Source organism: Agromyces mariniharenae, assembly GCF_008122505.1.
Lineage (GTDB): Bacteria > Actinomycetota > Actinomycetes > Actinomycetales > Microbacteriaceae > Agromyces > Agromyces mariniharenae.
The window spans coordinates 1962650-1982311 of sequence record NZ_VSSB01000001.1 but is presented as its reverse complement, the minus strand read 5'-3'; the positions used below and the strand labels follow the sequence as shown (position 1 = coordinate 1982311).

The 19662-nt window shown below is 72.5% G+C and carries 16 protein-coding genes; 10 read left to right on the top strand and 6 right to left on the bottom strand.

Annotated features, from left to right (window positions below):
• Positions 1-8: 8 nt before the first annotated feature.
• Entirely contained in the window at positions 9-857 is an 849-nt protein-coding gene (locus FYC51_RS09145) for a nitrilase-related carbon-nitrogen hydrolase (RefSeq protein WP_148733254.1), read from the bottom strand.
• Between the two features lie 263 nt (positions 858-1120).
• Between FYC51_RS09145 and FYC51_RS09140 the strand changes: the two genes are divergently transcribed.
• Complete coding sequence (locus tag FYC51_RS09140; RefSeq protein ID WP_148733253.1) at positions 1121-2530, top strand: aminotransferase-like domain-containing protein; 1410 nt, start codon at positions 1121-1123, stop codon at positions 2528-2530.
• Here the strand turns inward: FYC51_RS09140 and FYC51_RS09135 are convergent.
• Both FYC51_RS09135 and FYC51_RS09130 read right to left on the bottom strand, forming a co-directional pair.
• Positions 2524-3762, bottom strand: coding sequence for a hypothetical protein (locus FYC51_RS09135; protein ID WP_148733252.1), 1239 nt, complete (start codon positions 3760-3762; stop codon positions 2524-2526). The genes FYC51_RS09140 and FYC51_RS09135 overlap by 7 nt on opposite strands.
• Positions 3763-3962: 200 nt before the next feature.
• The gene (locus tag FYC51_RS09130; RefSeq protein WP_148733251.1) at positions 3963-6059 is read right to left on the bottom strand and encodes an elongation factor G; all 2097 of its coding nucleotides are present in this window, start codon (positions 6057-6059) and stop codon (positions 3963-3965) included.
• Between the two features lie 216 nt (positions 6060-6275).
• Between FYC51_RS09130 and FYC51_RS09125 the strand changes: the two genes are divergently transcribed.
• From FYC51_RS09125 to FYC51_RS09085, 8 genes are all read left to right on the top strand, one after another.
• Positions 6276-7640, top strand: coding sequence for an IS1096 element passenger TnpR family protein (locus FYC51_RS09125; protein WP_148733250.1), 1365 nt, complete (start codon positions 6276-6278; stop codon positions 7638-7640).
• 183 nt (positions 7641-7823) lie between these two features.
• On the top strand, positions 7824-9221 hold the full coding sequence (locus FYC51_RS09120; protein WP_148733249.1) for an HNH endonuclease signature motif containing protein: 1398 nt from the start codon (positions 7824-7826) through the stop codon (positions 9219-9221).
• A gap of 117 nt (positions 9222-9338) precedes the next feature.
• Positions 9339-9644: a hypothetical protein gene (locus FYC51_RS09115; RefSeq protein WP_148733248.1), complete on the top strand. Its 306-nt coding sequence runs from the start codon at positions 9339-9341 to the stop codon at positions 9642-9644.
• Positions 9645-9693: 49 nt separating this feature from the next.
• Positions 9694-10728: a 2-phospho-L-lactate transferase gene (gene cofD, locus FYC51_RS09110; RefSeq protein ID WP_148733247.1), complete on the top strand. Its 1035-nt coding sequence runs from the start codon at positions 9694-9696 to the stop codon at positions 10726-10728.
• A gap of 147 nt (positions 10729-10875) precedes the next feature.
• A complete protein-coding gene (locus tag FYC51_RS09105; protein ID WP_148733246.1) occupies positions 10876-11904 on the top strand; it encodes a putative F420-0 ABC transporter substrate-binding protein in 1029 nt (342 codons plus the stop codon).
• Entirely contained in the window at positions 11904-13058 is a 1155-nt protein-coding gene (locus FYC51_RS09095) for a putative F420-0 ABC transporter permease subunit (RefSeq protein WP_222863225.1), read from the top strand. The genes FYC51_RS09105 and FYC51_RS09095 overlap by 1 nt, the downstream gene beginning before the upstream one ends.
• Positions 13055-13900 (top strand): ABC transporter ATP-binding protein, encoded by an 846-nt coding sequence (locus tag FYC51_RS09090; RefSeq protein WP_238476282.1) that lies wholly within the window; start codon positions 13055-13057, stop codon positions 13898-13900. The genes FYC51_RS09095 and FYC51_RS09090 overlap by 4 nt, the downstream gene beginning before the upstream one ends.
• 47 nt (positions 13901-13947) lie before the next feature.
• Positions 13948-14457, top strand: a complete 510-nt coding sequence (locus FYC51_RS09085; RefSeq protein ID WP_148733245.1) for a nucleoside/nucleotide kinase family protein — start codon at positions 13948-13950, stop codon at positions 14455-14457.
• A 25-nt stretch (positions 14458-14482) separates the two neighbouring features.
• On the opposite strand, the gene FYC51_RS09080 is transcribed toward FYC51_RS09085, so the two are convergent.
• From FYC51_RS09080 to FYC51_RS19210, 3 genes are all read right to left on the bottom strand, one after another.
• On the bottom strand, positions 14483-15283 hold the full coding sequence (locus FYC51_RS09080; RefSeq protein WP_238476364.1) for an ABC transporter permease: 801 nt from the start codon (positions 15281-15283) through the stop codon (positions 14483-14485).
• A gap of 88 nt (positions 15284-15371) precedes the next feature.
• Positions 15372-16334 carry an ABC transporter ATP-binding protein gene (locus FYC51_RS09075; RefSeq protein WP_238476281.1) on the bottom strand — a complete coding sequence of 321 codons (963 nt, stop codon included), beginning with the start codon at positions 16332-16334 and terminating at the stop codon, positions 15372-15374.
• Between the two features lie 11 nt (positions 16335-16345).
• Positions 16346-17617 (bottom strand): LolA family protein, encoded by a 1272-nt coding sequence (locus tag FYC51_RS19210; protein WP_187432560.1) that lies wholly within the window; start codon positions 17615-17617, stop codon positions 16346-16348.
• A 173-nt stretch (positions 17618-17790) separates the two neighbouring features.
• Between FYC51_RS19210 and ggt the strand changes: the two genes are divergently transcribed.
• Positions 17791-19659, top strand: coding sequence for a gamma-glutamyltransferase (gene ggt / locus FYC51_RS09065; protein WP_148733243.1), 1869 nt, complete (start codon positions 17791-17793; stop codon positions 19657-19659).
• Positions 19660-19662: the final 3 nt, after the last annotated feature.

The following is a 19662-nucleotide window of genomic DNA, read 5'->3' as shown; positions in this document are numbered from 1 at the left end:
CTCGTCGGCTACGGCTTCGGGATGGACGTGTACGAGTCGGGACGGCGATCGCGGTAGAACTGCCACGCGTTGCGCACGTCGCGGATCATGTCCATGTCGAGGTCGCGCACGACGACCTCCTCATCGGTCTCGGAGCCGTAGTCGCCCACGATGACGCCCTGGGGGTTCACGAACTGGCTCTTGCCGTAGAAGTTCACGGCGAGGTCGCCGTACTCGTTGTCCTCGAGGCCGACGCGGTTCGCGGCGCCGATGAAGTAGCCGTTCGCGGCCGCTGCCGCCGGCTGCTCGATCTCCCAGAGGCGGTTCGAGAGGCCCGGCTTCGTCGCGTTCGGGTTGAACACGATCTGCGCGCCGTTGAGGCCCAGCTCGCGCCAGCCCTCGGGGAAGTGCCGGTCGTAGCAGATGTAGACGCCGATCGGGCCGACGGCCGTGTTGAACACCGGATAGCCGAGGTTGCCGGGGCGGAAGTAGAACTTCTCCCAGAACTTGTCGAGGTTCGGGATGTGGTGCTTGCGGTACGACCCGAGGATCGTGCCGTCGGCGTCGACGACGACCGCGGTGTTGTAGTAGACGCCGGGCTGCTCCTCCTCGTAGATGGGCAGCACCATGACCATGCCGAGCTCCTTGGCGAGCGCGGCGAAGCGCTGCACGATGGGCCCGTCGGCCGGCTCGGCGTAGTCGTAGTACTTCACGTCCTCGGTGATGCCGAAGTAGGGGCCGTAGAACAGCTCCTGGAAGCAGATCACCTCGGCTCCCTGCTCCTTCGCCTGGCGGGCGAACTGCTCGTGCTTGTCGAGCATGGACTCCTTGTCGCCCGTCCAGGTCGTCTGCGTGATGGCCGCTCGGACGATCGTCATGTTGCCTCCTGAGTCGGTCGGCGCCGTTGCCGTCCGCTCGGTGCTCCTGGCATGGGACTCGTTGCGCAGGGGTCACCGGGCGATGCGTCGACGCCGAGGGGTGGTGGTGCGAGGGACTGCCGAACGGACCGTGCGACCCGTTCTGTTATTGTTCGGCGTGAACATTTCTCTTATGTTTCACATTGTGACGTTGTGGTTAATCATGATGTCGCGTGCTCCGTGAGGAGGCAATGGTTCGTGTCAGGTATTCGTGTGGTGCGCACATGACCGAGGTCCGAGTGGATGCCCCTGCGCTCACCGCGCTCGCCGACTTCCCCGACACGACTCCCCGCGGCATCGCCGGGGTCATCGCCCGGCTCGTGAACGCCGGCGAGCTGGGCGCAGGAGACCGCCTGCCCACCGTCCGGGAGCTGGCCGGCGCGCTCGGCGTGAGCCCCGCGACCGTGAGCCAGGCGTGGCAGGCGCTGTCGCGCGCCGGGCTCATCGAGTCGCGCGGCAGGGCCGGCAGCTTCGTGCGCGGCGCGGCATCCGCTCGGCTCGCGCCACGGATGCGTGGCATGGCGGCGCCGCACGACCCCGTGCGCCTCGACCTCTCGCGCGGCACGCCCGACCCGCTGCTCCTGCCCGCGCTCGGCCCCGCCCTGTCGCGCGTCTCGGCGCGCGCGGAGACCGGCAGTTACCAGGACGAGCCCGTCATCCCGGGGCTCGCGAGCGTGCTCGCGACCTCGTGGCCGTCGCGCGCCGAGGCGATCGTCGTGGTCGATGGCGCGCTCGACGCGATCTCGCGCACGCTCGACCAGGTCGTGCGGTTCGGCGATCTCGTCGTGGTCGAGCATCCGGGATTCCCGCCGTTCCTCGACCTGCTCGACGCGCTCGGCGCCGAGGCGGTGCCCGTGCCGCTCGACGAGCACGGCATGCTGCCGGGCGAGCTCGCGTCGGCGCTCGCGCGACGGCCGGTCGCGTTGCTGCTGCAGCCGCGCGCGCAGAACCCGACCGGCGCCTCGATGACGGTCGAGCGGGCCGAGGAGCTCGCCCGCGTCATCCGATCGAGCGACGACGCCGACGACCTCGTGGTCATCGAGGACGACCACTCGGGCCTCATCTCGACCGAGGGCGACGTGACGCTCGGCGCGTGGCTGCCCGACCGCGTCGTGCACGTGCGCAGCTTCTCGAAGTCGCACGGCCCCGACCTGCGCATCGCGGCGCTCGGCGGCCCGCGGCAGCTCATCGAGCGCATCATGGCGCGGCGCATGCTCGGACCCGGCTGGACGTCGCGCATGCTCCAGACGATCCTGCTCGACCTGCTCACCGACGGCGCCTCGATCGACGCCGTGGCCGAGGCGCGGCGCCAGTACTACACGCGGCAGCGCGCGCTCGGCGACGCGCTCCGCGAGCGCGGAGTCCCCGTCGCGCCGGCCGACGGCATCAACATGTGGGTACCGGTGCTGAGCGAGCGGTCGGCACTCGTGCAGCTCGCCGCGGCCGGCATCCGAGTGGCCGCGGGCACGCCGTTCCTCGCCGCATCGGATGCCGCGACGTCGGGCAACGGCGCACGCTCGCGACGCGACGGCGACTTCGTGCGCGTCACCGTCGGCGTGCTGCGCGACGGCGCCGACGAGGTCGCGGACGCGCTCGCGACGGCGGCGCAGCACCTCGTCGCGGGGGGCTACTGACGCGGCATCCGATCGGCGGGGGGTCGCGGCATCCGCTCGGTACCGGCATCGCCGTGCGTTCCGGGCCGATGCGGGCCAGCAGCACTGCGAGAGCGCGGTCGCAGGAAGTCGAGCACCCAGACTCCGGCCGCCATCAGCGGGAGGAACGCGAACTCGGCGGGCCGGCCCTGGACGATCACGACCGCCGTGAGCACGATCGCGGCCACGACAACTCCCGCCGTCGCGATGCGATGCCACAGCGGCCGCCGCTCGGTCGCACGCGACCACCACTGGAACACCCGGAACGGGCCCCTCAGCGGAATCCGGGTGTCACCCCAGATGCCCTCGGCCATGGTCGCGGGTTCCGCCACCATGGCGCCGGGAAGCTCGAGCGGGTCGAGTCGTCCGTCGGCGACCAGCGCCACCTCGGCCGGAACACCGCTGTACTCCGCCATTCGTTCGAAGGTCTGGAGCGAGCTCGTCGGCTTGCGGAGTTCGACCCGGAACTCCTGCCTCCGATCCGCACGGATCCGCGCTGCTTTCGTCATCACCGTGAACGCGGGGTCGACCTCGAGGAGACCTTCGACGATCTGCCGCACCGTGAAGCCGTCCTGGTCGACCTGCCAGCCGTCCGACGGATCCACGATCTCGAAGTGCTGATCCCACCAGCGGAAGTCCGACCGGAACCTGCCGTTCGCGGCCGCGAAGGCGCGACGCGAGTGCGTCGCCCACATGAGGACCGATCGACCCCGCCGCCAGTAACCGGAGAACACGAACGATTGGGGGTCGCTCGGGACGAGCAGCAAGCCGGAACCGAGCGGCGCCCAGATGACGGGTCCGCCGAGCGCCCTCGCGACGATCTCGGGCGAGCCGAACTGCTGGGACTCCGTATACCAGGCGAACGAGCGGATACCCCAGCCTTGGGCGAGCGGACCCGGACCGTCGCCGGGAGAATCCGGCTCGACGATCCAGGACGCGGCTCCGAAACGCTCGCGCAGTCGAGATCGGAACTCCTCGAGCTCTCCTCGCCCGAATCCCACTGCGCCCTCGTCGGGGAACCACAGCGCGGGAGCCCCGGACTCATCGACGAAGAGGATGCCGTACACCTCGGACGACGAATCCCCCGCGAGCACGTTGACCGCCCCCACGACACCCTCGGACGTGAGGAACTCGACGAGTTCGTCACTCGGGTCGCTTCCGTCGCGGACGGGCACACCGAACTCGACGACGCCGAGCGTCTCCACACGCTCCATTGCGGCTCCTCCGTCTCGACCGTGCGACGGCAATCGCCGCATCATCCGATCGTAAGGAGTGCTCGACACTCGATGCCCCGAGAGGGACAACGGTTCAGAGAAGATCCCGGTGCGATCGCGGCTGCTCGCGGCATCCACTCGGCGGGGGTTGCGGCATCCGCGGACCCGGCGCGGCGCGGTGCGGCATCCGTCGGCTGGACTCAGGCCTTCGCCGTGCTGGGCGCCTTCGCGTAGCGGTCGGGGGTGATCGTGAGCTCGGCCTGGCCGCCCGTCATCGAGCGCAGGTCGAGCACGTAGCGGGCGAGCTCGGCCTCGGGCACGGTCGCCACGACGCGGGCGCGTCCGTCCTCGGCGGACTCCGTCGCGCTGACGCGGCCGCGCCGGCCAGAGAGGTCGGTGAGCACCGTGCCCTGCAGGTCGGACGGCACCGTGACCGTCACGAGCGACACGGGCTCGAGCACGACCGTGCCGGCCTCGGCGAGCGCGGCCTTGACCCCCATCGCGGCGGCCGTACGGAACGCCATCTCCGAGGAGTCGACCGAGTGCGACTTGCCGTCGTAGAGCTCGACCCTCACGTCGACGACCGGATGCCCCTGCGGCCCGCCCTGCGCGAGGGCATCACGGGCGCCCTTCTCCACCGCCGGGATGTACGCGCGGGGCACCGATCCGCCGACGACCTTGTCGACGAACTCGAAGCCGTCGCCCGGAGGCAGCGGGGAGACCCGCAGCTGCACGACCGCGAACTGGCCGTGCCCGCCCGATTGCTTCTTGAGCTTGCCCTCGGCCTGGGCCGGGCCGGCGATCGTCTCGCGGTACGCCACGGGTGCGGGACCGGTCGTGACGTTGACCCCGAAGATGCGGGCGAGGCGCTCGACCGCGACCGCGACGTGCGTGTCGCCGAGCCCGCGCAGGATCGTCTGGCCGCCGGCGCGCTCGACCACGAGGGTCGGATCCTCGGCGAGCAGGCGACCGAGCGCGGTCGACAGCTTCTCGTCGTCGGACTGGGAGTTGGGCGTGAGGCTCACCGCGAACACGGGCGCGCGCCGGGGCAGCTGCGCCGGACGCGCGGTGCCACTCGAACGCGACCAGAGCAGCGATCCCGACGGCGATCCGGTGAGCTTGGCGACCGCGCCGACCTCGCCCGCGCGGAGTTCGCCGACGGGCAGGTGCTCGGCGCCGCGCAGGCGGAACAGACCGTGGATGCGCTCGTCGGCGCCGGTCGTCGCGTTGCGCAGCTTGTCGCCCGTGCGCAGCACGCCCGACAGCACCTTCAGCATTGAGATCTGCCCGACGAACGGATCGGCGACCGTGCGGAACACGTGCACGAGCGTCTCGCCGCCCGGGCTCGGCGCGACGCGATGCTCGGTGCCCGTGTCGCGGCCGCCGTCGGCGTCGTCATCGTCGTCGGCCGTCGCGCCGCCGATCATGATGCGGCCGTCGTGGTCGAGCGCCGTCGGCGAGAGGGCGCAGAGCAGGTCGGCCAGTCGGTCGATGCCGGTTCCCGTGACACCGGATGCCACGACCACGGGCACCGCCTCGCCGGTCGCGACCTCCGTGGCCAGCGTACGCTCGAGTTCCTCGGCCGGCGGCTCCTTGCCCTCGAGGTACGCCTCGAGCTGCTCGTCGTCGTGCGAGACGATCTCCTCGGTCACCTCGAGGTGCATCCGGTGCTCCTCGGCCTCCGCCTCGGGCGGCAGCGGCTCGTCATGGTGGCGACCCGAGTCGTCGTACACGAGGGCGTGCTCGCTCAGCACGTCGGCGATGGCGCGGAACGCCTGCTCCTCGCCGAGCGGCAGCTCGAGCGCCCAGAGCCGGTCGCCGAACGCCGCGTGCAGCTCGCCGAGCACGCGGCGGAAGTCCGCGCGCGCCTTGTCCTCCTGCGTCACGACCACGATGCGCGGCACGCCCGCGGCCTCGGCCGCCGCCCAGGCGAACCGCGTGCCCGCCGTGACGCCGTCGACCGCGCTCACGACGATGAGCGCGACATCCGCCACCGCCAGTGCCGTGTCGACGCCGCCGACGAAATCGGGATGGCCGGGGGTGTCGGCCAGGGTGACCGCGTGCGCGGTGCCGTCGGGGCCGGTCCAGTCGAAGTGGGCAAGGGAGAGCCCGAGGGTCGTGCCTCGCGCGATCTCCTCGGGCTCGTGGTCGCAGACGGTGTTCCCCTGCTCCACCGTGCCTGCTCTGCCGATGGCGCCCGCCCGGAACAGCAGGGCTTCCGCCAGTGTCGTCTTGCCCGAGCCTGCCCCGCCCACGAGGGCGATGGTCCGGTGGGTCGGGGTCGATGCCGAGTTCATGTGGCCTCCCGCGCCGGTGCGGTTGTGTCCGTCCATCGTGTACCCGTCGGGCCGGGATTACCAGTGCCGGCTGCCGGGTCGTCCTCGGCTGGTTGGGGCGTTCGGGCGCAGGGGTCGACCGCACTCGTCCTCGACAGCAGGACGCTGTCGCGAAACCGCATCAGTCTCCTCGCATCACCTCGCTGCGTGGTTCGGCCAGGCGCGAGGGTGCTGCACGTGGCTGTTCAACACCGGATCCTCACGTTGAAGTTCGTCGTGATCGGGCTCTCGCAGCCCGTGACTCGAATCGTCGATGTCTCGGCGTCGCTCCGGATGGCGGAGCTGCACGGACTGATCCTGCCCCTCTTCGCTTGGGAGGACTCTGCCTCGCACCGGTTCATCGATCATCCGATCGATGGGCCCAGGTTCGGCGACGACGAGTACGCCGGCTACGCGCGATCAGCGACGCGCCGCCGAGTCTGGGAGATGGAGCACTGGTGCCGTGACGCCGACGGGCACGTCAGCGAATGCGAATGGACCTCGACGGTCGGCGCGGCCTTCGATTCGCTTCCGTTCGGTTCGAGCGCGGTGCTCTACTACGAGTACGGATCGACCCAGTGTCCGGAGTGGAGATACGGTGAGCCGTGCCTGGCGCGGCAGCTGGACATTGCAGACGGCCGGCACCGGCACGGCTGGACGATCGCGATCTCAGTCGACGCCGTCCGTTCGGCTCGGCGTGCGGAGCCGGCCGCGCTCCTCCGAGGAACCGGGCGCGCACCGCTCGTGGAGGCCGGCGGCCCCGCCGCGTACGAGGAGATGCTCGGTGTGCTCACGGACCCGATGCACGCCAAGCGTCCAGAACTCTGCTCCTGGATCGAGGATCGAATCGGGGTCTGGGCGACATCCCAACCCCTCGCACGCGCCGACTTCGATGTCGAGGCGACACGGGTGCTGATCGCGTCGACTCGACGCGGCGCCTCCGATCACCGGGACCCGTCGCCATTTCGCGCCCTGCTCGCGCGGACCGAGCGATGGCACCCCGCCCACCGGATCGAGCTCCTGAGCGCCGCGCAACGTGCCGGAGTCGCGAGTGGAGGGCTCCCCGACCGGTCCCAGGCTGCGGCATTCACGTCTGCGGTCGCAGCGCGCCTTGCGGCGCTGTCGAGCACGCGAACGGAATCGGCGCCGATCGCGGCGGAATCGGCTCTGGTCACGTCGGACCCGCTGTCGGCTTCATTCGACGACGTGCTCCGGCGGCTCCGGTTCGCCTACCGGCGCAGCGGCGTCCTCTTGCGCAGTCGCGCCGGGGATGAGGCGCTCGTGGATCCGCGCGTCCTGCTGGACCGGTACGCAGCGCGCTACTGGGCCCTCCCGTCCGATACGGACCTGGCAATCGCCATCGCACTTGCTGTGGCGGAGGGCCTGCCCGACGACGAGCTTCCCGCGCGGGTCGAGCACGTCGCAGGCCTACGCCCTGGGTCGATCGACCGCGCCGACATCGACCCTTCGGTCAGGTATCTCGCGACCTGCGGAGGGGCGTCTCGCCAACCGCTCGAGGGTCGCGACCGCGCTGCACTCGCGCGGCTCGTCCTCCGATGGTGAGCGCGAAGGTCACGGGCGGAAGACCAGGGAGAGGGTGGCTGGCACACGCGTGGTCGGACTGGCCGAACGCGATCCACTCGTCCTCCACGACCATCGCGATGACCGCGAATCCACTGGCGATTTCGCGTTTCATCTGCGCTTTCTCGGGCTGCGGATGTCAGTGGGTGGGTGGAGGATCGAAGCATGACGCAGCCCCTCCCGGCGCTCGAGCCACTCGAGCAGCACATCGAGGAGGTGCACGCCGCCTGGGTCGGCGCGATGCCGGCGTTCGGAGCTTCCATCGAGAGCACGCAGGTCGATCTCGAGCAGATGAGCGACGCCGGACTCGTTCGCGTGCAGGAACTGCTCGCCCGGGTCCGCCGCGATACCGACGCCCTCCTCGCCCGAGCGGCGGCCGAGGTGGCTCGCCGATCCGGACCCGCCTTCGGCGAATCCGGACTGGCCAAGTCGCAGGGCTTCCACTCGGCGACTCGGCTCATCGCGGCATCGACCGGCGGCTCGCGACATGATGCCGCCCGCCTCATCGCGGTCGGCGAGGCGACCGCTGAGCGAGCATCGTTCACCGGCGAGCGGCTCCCGTCGAGGCATCCGCACGTCGCGCGCTCGGTCGTCGCGGCCGAGATCTCACTCGAGGCGGCCGCCGCCATCACGTCGATGCTCGACCGGGTCGCATTGCGCGCCGACCCCGATCTCGCCGACCGGGTCGAGGCGGCGCTCGCGCAGCTGGCACGGCAGGTGCCGCTCGACGTGCTGACGCGCGGCGTACGCGAAGCCGAGGCTCGACTCGACGCCGACGGAGTGGAGCCGCGCGAAGAGGAGCTGCGGCAGGAGCGTTCACTCACCTTCCGAGAGGACGCTCGCGGCGTGGTGCACCTGAACGCCCGACTCGATCCCGAGGGCGCCGCGCACATCAAGGCCGCGATCGAGGCGTTGGTGAGCGACGCACTTCGCCGCCGAGAGCAGGGCGGCGACGATGCACGTCCGATCGTCGACGACTCGCGCACGATCTCGCAGATCCAGGCCGACGCGCTGGCGCAGCTCGCCCGACACGCCCTGGGATGCGCCCAGACCTTGCCGGCGCTCGCGAAGACCACCGTGGTCGTGCGCATCGACCTCGAGTCGATGCGCGACGGCATCGGCATCGCGCACATCGACGGCATCGACCAACCGATCTCAGCCGGAACGGCTCGGCGGATGGCCGCCGATGCCGAACTCATTCCTGCCGTGCTGGGCGGCGCGAGTGTCCCGCTCGACCTCGGCCGCGCCGCTCGACTCTTCTCCCGTTCGCAGCGACTCGCCCTCGGTGAGCGCGACGGCGGCTGCGCGTCGTGCGGCCAGAACATCGCCTACGTCGAAGCCCATCACATCGACTGGTGGGAGCGCGATGCCGGACCGACAGATCTCTCCAACGGAGTGCTGCTCTGCAGCTCCTGCCATCACCGAATACATCGCGATGGGTGGGGCATCCATGCGACAGCGACCTCGGTCTGGTTCATCCCGCCACCGCACGTCGATCCCGAGCGACGACCGCGACTCGGTGGTCGAGCACGCTTCGATGTGGGCGCGGCGCTGATCGCGTAGCGTGGCCACGCTGCGCGGACACAAGCGGCATAGGTCACGCCGAGCGCGCGTCACGGCCGACGGCGGGTGTTGCCGAACGCGGGCGACCCCAAAGAGCGACCCGAGAAGAGGCAACCAGTGAGCGACGAGTGGATGCTGGACATCGAGCTTCGCGAGCTCCGGCGCGCGATCGAGCTTATCCTCCGTCACATCGAAGCGACCAACGGACCCAGGCTGGCCATCGCTGCCGAGGAGTTCTGGTCGGTCACCGCGCCGGCGATCTACGACGTCAGCACGACGCCGGAACTGACGATCGGCCAGTTGTCGGAGTCCTGGGAGAACCTTCGCGATGAGCGCGACGGGAACGACGACGACACGATCTCGTACGCGGCGGTCTGGCTCGGCGATCTCCTGAAGGCGATCGGACACCACGCAGCGCCCTGACCGCGGTCGGACGAGTCGACACGCCGCGCGACCGCAGTAGCGTGGATCCGTGCGGATCACGGTGCTCGCGGGCGGGGTCGGAGGCGCGCGCTACGTGCGCGGCGTGCGCGAGGAGGTCCGACGGCGGTGGCCCGACGGGAACGGCGGGAGCGCGGCATCCCTTCGACCGGCTCAGGACACCGCCGTCGACGTCGTCGTGAACACCGGCGACGACCTGTGGCTCGCGGGCGTGCGGCTCATGCCCGACTTCGACTCGCTGCTCTACGCGCTCGCCGGCGTCAACGACGCCGACCGCGGGTGGGGCCGCGCAGGGGAGACCGAGCGCGTCGCCGCCGAGCTCCGCGAATGGGGCGTCGGCTGGCCGTGGTTCACGCTCGGCGACCTCGACCTCGGCACGCACCTCGCTCGCACCGCGTGGCTCCGCGAAGGACGCACCGTGTCCGAGGTGGCCGAGCGCCTGCAGCGGCGCTGGCCGCTCGGCGTGCACCTGCTGCCGGCGACCGACACCGAGGTCGACACGCACGTGCTCGTGGCCGACCCCGAGGAGGTCGACGGCGAGCGCGAGCTGCACTTCCAGGAGTGGTGGACACGGTACCGCGCGAGCCTGCCCGCCCTCGCGTTCCGACAGCGGAACCTCGACGTCGCGCGGCCGGCGCGGGGCGTGGTCGAGGCGATCCTCGGCGCCGACGTCGTGCTCCTCGCTCCGTCCAACCCGGTGGTGTCCATCGGCACGATCGTGTCGATCCCCGGGATCCGCGAGGCCATCGCCGCGACGCACGCGCCCGTCGTCGGCGTCTCCCCCATCATCGGCGGCAAGGTCGTGCGCGGCATGGCCGACGCGTGCCTCCCCGCGATCGGCGTCGCGACCACGGCCGAGGCGGTCGGCCGCCACTACGGTGCGCGCAGCGCGGGCGGCCTGCTCGACGGCTGGCTCGTCGACGAGTCGGATGCCGCCGCGGTCGACGCCCTCGCCGGAACCGGGCTCGTCGCGGCATCCGTGCCCCTCTGGATGCGCGACCTCGACACGTCGGCCGCCCTCGCAGGCGCCGCGCTGGACCTCGCCGAGCGCCTCCGCGGGTCCTGATCGCCGGCGGCGGTGCCGCGCGACCCCCGCGGCAGTAGGATGACCGTGACCCCTCGGTCTGGATCTGACCGATGCGTGCAGCCCGGGATTGGGCCGCGAGTCGCCGACCTCGTCGGAATCACGCTTGCCTGCCTTCCCGGAGATGCCATGCCCGAATCCCCTTCCCCGACCCATCGGCCCGCCCGTCGCGCCGCCCTCGCCCTCGTGCCGGTCGTCGCGCTCCTGCTCGCGGGCTGCGCCGACGGTGCTGCCGGCACGGGTTCCGACCCCGCCGACGGCGCAGCGGATGCCGCGGCATCCGGCTACCCGCTGACGATCGACAACTGCGGCACCGAGGTCACGCTCGAATCCGCCCCCGAGCGCATCGTCGCGATCAAGTCGTCGACCGCCGAGCTGCTGCTCGCGCTGGGCCTCGAGGACCGCATCGTCGGCACCGCGTTCAGCGACGGTCCCGTGCCCGACGAGTACGCCGCCGCGGCATCCGGGCTCGAGGTCCTCTCCGACAAGGTGCCCTCGCAGGAGGTCACCCTCGCGGCCGAGCCCGACCTCGTCTTCGCCGGCTGGGAGTCGAACCTCTCGGCCGAGGGCGCGGGCGACCGCGCCACGCTGCAGCAGCTCGGCGTGGCCACGTACGTCGCCCCTGCGGCGTGCAGGGAACCGGGCTACATGCCCGACCCGCTGACCTTCGACGAGGTCTTCGCCGAGTTCGAGGAGGCCGGCGCCGTCTTCGGGGTGCCGGATGCCGCGGCCGACCTCGTGGCCGACCAGCGCGCGGCGCTCGAGGCGATCGAGCCGAACGGGGACGACCTCACCGCGCTCTGGTACAGCTCGGGCGACGACACCCCGTTCGTCGGCGCGGGCATCGGCGCACCGCAGATGATCATGGAGGCCGCGGGCCTCGAGAACGTGGCCGCCGACGTGCACGACTCCTGGACGTCGATGGGGTGGGAGGCGATCGTCGCCGCGAACCCCGACGTGATCGTGCTCGTGGACGCTCCGTGGAACACCGCCGCGTCGAAGATCGCCAAGCTCGAGGCCAACCCGGCCACGTCCGCGCTGCCCGCCGTGCAGCAGCAGCGGTACCTCGTCGTGGACTTCCCGTCGACCGAGGCCGGCGTGCGCAACGTCGGCGCGGTCGAATCGCTCGTCGACCAGCTCGGAGAGCTGGGCTCCTGATGTCACGGACCGCCGAGGGTCGGGCCGCGGACGCTTTCCGCGTCCCGGAGACCGCTCCCCCCACGGAATCCGGGTCGGCCGCATGGCCCGCCCGGCCCTCGGCCTCGCTCGACCGTCCGGGCGTCCGCTCCTCCGGACGCCGCACCTCCGGGCTCCGCACCGGCGCCTGGGCGGCAGTGCTCGGCGTGCTGCTCGCGGCATCCGTCGTGGTCGCCGTCACCATCGGGCCGGCCGGGCTCAGCCCCGCCGACGTGTGGGCGAGCGTGCTCGCGCACGTCGGCATCGGCGAGCCGACGCTGTCGCCCCTGCGCGACGGCATCGTGTGGCAGCTGCGGATGCCGCGGGTGCTCACCGCCGCAGCGGTCGGCGCAGGCCTCGCCGTCTGCGGCGCGGTCATGCAGGCGCTCACCCGCAACCCGCTCGCCGATCCGTACCTGCTCGGACTCTCGTCGGGCGCGTCGGTGGGCGCGGTGCTCGTGATCGTGCTCGGCATCGGACTCGTGCTGCCGCTCGCGGCGTTCGGCGGCGCCCTCGTCGCGCTCGTCGCGACGCTCGCCCTCGCGGGGGCGGGTGGCGCCCTGACGCCGACCCGCACCGTGCTCGCCGGCCTCGCGGTGTCGTCGGTGTTCGGCGCGATCACGAGCCTCGTCATCTTCTGGAGCGCCACGGGCGACAGCTACCGCGAGATCCTCAACTGGCTGCTCGGCTCGCTCGCCGGCACCGACTGGACCTCGGTCGCGATCGCGGGCGGCGCGATGCTCGTCGTCGGCCTCCCCCTCATCGCGAGCGCGCGCACGCTCGACGCGTTCGCGTTCGGCGACACGGCGGCGGCCGCCCTCGGCGTGCACGTCGGCCGCAGCCGCGCGCTGCTGCTCGGCGGCACCGCGCTGCTCACGGGCGCGCTCGTCGCGGTGAGCGGCGCGATCGGGTTCGTCGGGCTGATCCTCCCGCACGCCGTGCGGTTCCTCGTGGGATCGCGGCATCGCGCGCTGCTGCCCCTGTCGGCGCTCGCGGGCGCGATCTTCCTCGTGTGGGCCGACACCGGCGCACGCACGCTCTTCGACCCGCGCGAGCTGCCCGTCGGCATCCTCACCGCCCTCGTCGGCGGCCCGGTCTTCGCCGTGCTCATGCTCCGCAACCGGAGGCTGTCGTGACCGCCCCGAGCGACCACCGCGACCTGCACGCCGACCGCGTGCGCTTCACGCGCGGGCGCCGGCTCATCATCGACGACGTCGACTGCACCGTTCCGGGCGGGTCCGTCGGCGCGCTCCTCGGCCCCAACGGCGCAGGCAAGAGCACGCTGCTGCACCTCATCGCCGGCGTCGAGCACGCGGATGCCGGCGCAGCGCGCCTCGGCGACCGCGACCTCGCCGCGCTGCGACGTCGAGACCGTGCCCGGCTCGTCGCGCTCGCCGAGCAGGAGGTGCAGGATGCCCCGGGCCTCCGGGTCGCGGAGGTCGTCGCCCTCGGCCGCACGCCGTACCTCGGTGCGTTCGCGGGGCCCGACGAGCACGACCGCGCGGTCGTGCGGCGGACCCTCGACGACCTCGGGCTCGTCGACCTGGCCGACCGCGAGTACGCGACGCTCTCGGGCGGCGAGCGTCAGCGCGTGAACCTGGCGCGCGCCATCGCGCAGGAGCCCGAGCTGCTGCTGCTCGACGAGCCCACGAACCACCTCGACGTGCACGCACAGCTCACGGCGCTCGGGCTGCTGCGCGCGCTCGCTGGCGGCGGGCTCACGGTGCTCGCGGCGCTGCACGACCTCTCGCTCGCGGCGGCGTACGCCGACCATGTCGTCGTGCTCGCCGAGGGCCGGGTGCGTGCGGCGGGCGCGCCCGGCGACGTGCTCACGCCCGCCCTCATCCGCGAGGTGTGGAGCGTCGAGGCGGCCGTGCTCGAGCACCCGGCGACGGGGCGCCCGCTCATCGCGTACTCGGAGGTCGCGGAGCGTGCGGCCGTCACGTCCGACCGCGACGGGGCATCCGCCCGGGCGTAGCGAGACCGCGGAGACACGCATTCGAGCCCGGGCGTAGCCTTGACCCCATGGACACGGACTCCATGAACGAGGTGACCGACCGCCAGGTGCTGCTCGACTGGATCGCCGACGAGTTCCTGCACAACTCGTGGGCGGGTCGACGGCTCGTCGCGGTCGAGGGCGCGACGACCGGACCGGCGGCGCGCTTCGCGGACGACCTGGCCGGCGTGCTGTCGGAGCGCAGGCAGGTCGTGGTGCGACGGTCGCTGGGCGAGGTCGACGAGCCGACCCTCCGCAGCACGACGATCGAGCCGTTCCGGGCGGGCACGCTCGAGGGCGCCGAGGGCGCGGACACGGTGCTCGTCGTCGACGGCATGCGCCTGCTCAACGACTCGGTGCGCGGCATCTGGCACTTCTCGATCTGGACGCTCGTGGGCGACGAGCTCCCCCACTCGGGCGCGAACGTCATCGTCGACGACACCGACGAGTCCCGGCCGATGCGCTACTTCTACGACTACTGCAAGCTGCCGCCGAGCTTCGGCGAGCGCCGGGAGACGGCACCCGCCGCCGCGGAGTGAGCCGGCCCCGCGGCATCCGCTCGGCCTACGACAGCACGTCCTTCGTGAGGAACCGCCCGACCGCGAGCGCGCCGAACACCAGGATGTAGCCCGCCTGCAGCAGCGCGTTGTCGACGAACGCGTCCCAGACCATGGGCTCGCGCAGCAGGTCGACGAAGCCCAGCCAGTAGTGCGTGAACAGCCACGGATGCAGCCACTCGAGCTGCGGCAGCACGTCGAGGATCTGCGACACCACCGCGAGGATCGCCGTGGCCGCCATCGCCCCGACCGGCACCGTCGTGAGCGTGGAGAGGAAGAGCCCGATCGCCGACATGCCGAGCAGCGACACCGTGACGTAGGCGGCGATCGCGAGGAAGCGCAGCAGCGCCTCGCCGACGTCGATCGTCGCCCCCGAGAGCAGCGTCACCGGGCCGATGGGGAACAGCGCCCAGCCCACGAGCGTCCCGACGACGACCACGGTCAGCGTCGCGGCCGCGCAGAACGCCGCGGCGGCGAGGTACTTCACGAGGAGGAGCCGCACGCGTCCGGCCGGCGCGATGAGGAGGTAGCGCAGGGTGCCGTGGCTCGCCTCGCCCGCGATGGTGTCGCCGGCCACGACGCCGATCGTGAGCGGGAGGAACAGCGGGATCGCCACGATGAGTGCCGTCATGCCGACGAACAGCCCGTTGTTCGTGATCTCGCTGAGGAACGTCGGACCCCGGCCGCTCGGGGCCGGCCCCGCGATGATGAGCGCCACCCCGATGAGCACGGGGATGGCCGCGAGCGCGGCCAGCATGGCCCACGTGCGCAGCCGCCGGAAGAGGGTCAGCAGCTCGGAGCCGAGCAGCCAGAGGGTGCCGCCGCCCGACCGTCGGGCCGGCTCGGCGCGGGCGACGTCGACGACGGATGCCGCGGCGACGCGCTCGTCAGCGGCCTCACTGGACAACGTCGAACCCCTCCCCCGTGAGCTCCACGAACCGCTGCTCGAGGCTCGCGTGCACGGTCTCGAAGCCGCGCACCCGCACGCCCGCGCCGACGAGCGCGGCCACGACCGCCTCGGGCGCCGTCCCGCCGAGCCGCGCGGTCACGGCGCCGTCGGGATCGGCGAGGGCATCGGCCTCGATCGCACCGTCGCCCAGGAGCCCGGCGAGCGCCTCCCTGGCCGAGGCGACGTCGGGCGTGCGCACCCGCACGCGCGCCTCCCCCTCGTCGCGGAAGTCGTCGAGCGTGCCCTGCGCGACGAGCCGTCCGGCGCTCATCACGCCGACATGCGTGCAGACCTGCTCGACCTCGGCGAGCAGGTGGCTCGACACGAACACGGTCGTGCCGTCGTCGGCGAACGAGCGGATGAGCGCGCGCACCTCCCGCGTGCCCTGCGGGTCGAGGCCGTTCGTGGGCTCGTCGAGCACGAGCAGTTCGCGTCGCATCAGCAGCGCGTTCGCGATGCCGAGGCGCTGCTTCATGCCGAGGGAGTACGCGTGCACGCGCTTGCGGGCGGCGTGCGAGAGGCCGACGCGGTCGAGCGCCTCCGCCACCCGGTGGTCGCGGCTGCGCCGCGGCGCGTGCCGGTCGGCCGCGTCGAAGCGGCGCAGGTTCGCCGCGCCCGACAGGTACGGCGAGAACGCCGGCCCCTCGACGAGGGCGCCCACCCGCGGCAGCACCGCGTCGACGTGGCGGGGCATGTCGACGCCCAGTACGCGCGCGTCGCCCGCGTTCGCCGCGACGAGGCCGAGCAGCATCCGGATCGTGGTCGTCTTGCCCGAACCGTTCGGCCCCAGGAACCCGAAGACCGAGCCCCGCGGCACCGCGAGGTCGACGCCGTCGACGGCCACCTGCGAGCGGAAGCGCTTGGTGAGGCCGTGCGTCTCGATGGCGAGCTCGGACGTCGGCGCGGCCACGCTGCGGCCCGTCAGCGCGCGCTCGAGGCGACGGCGAGCAGGTGCTCGGGGGTCACGGCGCCGGCGAAGACGCGGCCGTCGTCGGTGAACAGCACCGTCACGAGCGACGTCGAGACGATGCGTCCGCCGTCGACGCGCTGCGTGATCGAGTCGAGCAGCGTCGACGCGTCGGCGAAGCCCTCGCTGCCCTCGGCGCCCTCGGCTGCTCCGGTGGCGCCCCCGGCTGCTCCGCCGGCGCCCGCGGGCAGCTCGACGACGGTCGACCAGCCCGACCCGTGCACGATCGGCCGCGGCATCCCCTCGGCGGCGGCACCCGGCTCCGCCTCGGCCTTCCACTGCTCGAGTTCGGCGACGGTCGGCACCGGCACCTCGTGCTCGGTCACCGTCGCGCCGTCGGGCGGCGTGAACGCGAACACCGAGGCATCGGGCGCCTCGAACGACACGTCGGTGAACGCCACGCTGAACGCCGGCTCCGCTGCGCCGGCCGCGGTGCCGGATGCCGCGAGCGCGACGCCCGTGTCGGCGTCGATCGCGACCGACACCTCGCCGACGAGCGTGGCGTCGTCGCGCGGCACGAGCACGAGCTCGTACGCCTCGCGTCCGGCCACGCGGGCGTCGGTGCCGACGGAGACGTCGGTCGTCTCGTCGAGCTTCGCGAGCGCGTCGTCGAGCACCTGCTCGGGCGTCGGCACCGTGCCGACCTCGGCCTCGACCTTCGCGCGAGCCTCGTCGGCGTGCGACTCGGCCTCCGCCTCGAGCGCATCGAGCGCCGCCTGGTCGACCGTGACGTGGGTGGCCGACTGCTCGCGCGAGTCCCAGATCCAGGCGCCCTCGCCCGTCGTGACGTAGACATCGCGCTCGCCGAGGCGGTCGAGCACCTGCAGGCGCGCGTTCGAGCCGTCGACGTAGACCTTCGCGGTGTGGTTCCCCGTGATGAGCGAGAGGAGCTCGTCGATGCCGTCACCGGATGCCGCGTCGCCGCCCGAGCCGTCGGAGCCCTCTGCGCCCGGGGCCGCCGAGGCGGATCCGCCCATGCCGCCGGTGAGGCCCGACAGGTCGGGGAGCCCGAGCTCGGACGTCTGCTCGACCGTGCCCGACAGCGCCTCGACGTCGCTCGACGCCGCGAGCTCGAGGAGCTCCTCGGGCGTGAGGTCGGGGAGGTCGACCGCGGCGTTCGCCTGCAACGGCACGAGCACGACGGCGACGCCGACCACGATGGGCGCGGCGATGGCTGGGATCCAGCGGGCGAACCTGCGGGACGCCCCGGAGTCGCGGGGGCGCATGCCCTCAGGCTACGCCTCCCCGCGGCATCCGGGACCAGGTCGGCGGCGAACGCTCAGGAACGACGGACGTGCGCGCACCGACGACGCATCCGGCGCAACCCGTTGCGGGGGCGCGGGCACGGGTCTACCGTGAGTGGCACCTGTCGTGTGTCACCAGTTCGGGGGGTTCGCTCATGGTCACCGTCGACCGTCGCCGTTCGCTTCGGCGCGCGGGCATCGCGCTCGCCGCCGCCACCTCGCTCGGGATCCTCGCCGCAGGCGCCCCGGCGACGGCCGCGCCGACGGCCGCTCCACCGGGTGCCTCGGTCACGACCGGGCGGCCCGCGCCGGCGGCCCCGTCGACCTCGACCGGCACGGGCGGCGCCGTCTCGTCGGTCGACGCCGAGGCGAGCCGCATCGGACTCGAGGTGCTGCGCGACGGCGGCAACGCCGCGGATGCCGCGGTCGCCACGGCCGCCGCACTCGGCGTGACCGAGCCCTACAGCGCGGGCATCGGCGGCGGCGGGTACTTCGTGTACTTCGACGCGGCCACCGGCGAGGTGACCACGCTCGACGGACGCGAGACGGCGCCCGTCGGCATGGGCCCGAACGCGTTCATCAACCCGGCGACGGGGACGCCGTATCCGTTCGCCACCGCCGTCTCGTCGGGGCTCTCCGTCGGCGTCCCCGGCACGCTCGCGACCTGGGAGACCGCGCTCGACCGGTTCGGCACCGACTCCCTGCGCGAGGCCCTGCAGCCGGCGATCGTGCTCGCGAATCGCGGGTTCACCGTCGACCAGACGTTCCGTCAGCAGACGCTCGACAACGCAGCGCGCTTCTCGCAGTTCTCCGACACGGCCGCGCTGTTCCTGCCGGGCGGCGACGCGCCGCAGGTCGGCTCCACGTTCAAGAACCACGACCTGGCGCAGACGATGAAGCTCATCGCGCAGCGCGGCACCGACGTGTTCTACGACGGCCCGCTGGCGGCCGAGATGGCGGACGTCGCGCAGCATCCGCGGCTCGCCCCCGACGCCACGATCGCCCCGCCGTCGGGCTTCCTGACCGCCGACGACCTCGCCGAGTACGAGGTGCTCGAGCAGGCGCCGACGCACGTCGAGTACCACGGCCTCGACGTCTACGGCATGGCGCCGTCGTCGTCGGGCGGCACCACGGTGGGGGAGTCGCTGAACATCCTCGAGGACTTCGCACTCTCCCCCGACGCGCTGCCGCAGAGCCTGCACCTCTACCTCGAGGCCACGGCACACGCCTTCGCCGATCGCAACCGCTACGTCGGCGACCCCGCGTTCGTCGACGTGCCGACCGAGACGCTGCTCAGCCAGGAGTTCGCGGACTCCCGCGCCTGCCTCATCGACCCGGCGCAGGCGCGCCCGAAGCCGGTCGCGCCCGGCGACCTCGCGGCGACGGGCTGCGAGCCGGCCGCTGCCGTGGCATCCGCCGACCAGGGCGTGTCGACCACCCACCTCTCGGTCGTCGACCAGTGGGGCAACGCGGTCGCCTACACGCTCACCATCGAGCAGACCGGCGGGTCGGGCATGACGGTTCCCGGCCGCGGGTTCCTGCTCAACAACGAGCTGACCGACTTCAACTTCGTCCCCGCATTCCCGGGCGACCCGAACACCGTCGAGCCCGGCAAGCGTCCGCGCTCATCGATGTCGCCGACGATCGTGGTCGACGGCGACGACGTGCGGTACGTGGTCGGTTCGCCCGGCGGCGCGACGATCATCACGACCGTCGTGCAGGTCCTGCTGAACCGGCTCGACCTCGGCATGACCCTGCCCGAGGCGGTGGCTGCGCCGCGGGCCTCGCAGCGGAACGCGGCGACGACCCCGGCCGAATCTGCGTTCATCGCCGCGTACGCCGACGACCTCGCGCCGTTCGGGCACGTGCTCGCCCCGGTGCAGGGCACCAACCCGAGCCCGCTGGCCGCCGAGATCGGCGCTGTGGCCGCCATCGAGGTGGACCAGGGCGGGCTGATCACCGCGGTCGCCGAGCCGGTGCGACGCGGCGGCGGAACGGCCCTGGTGGTCGAACCGGCGAACTGAACG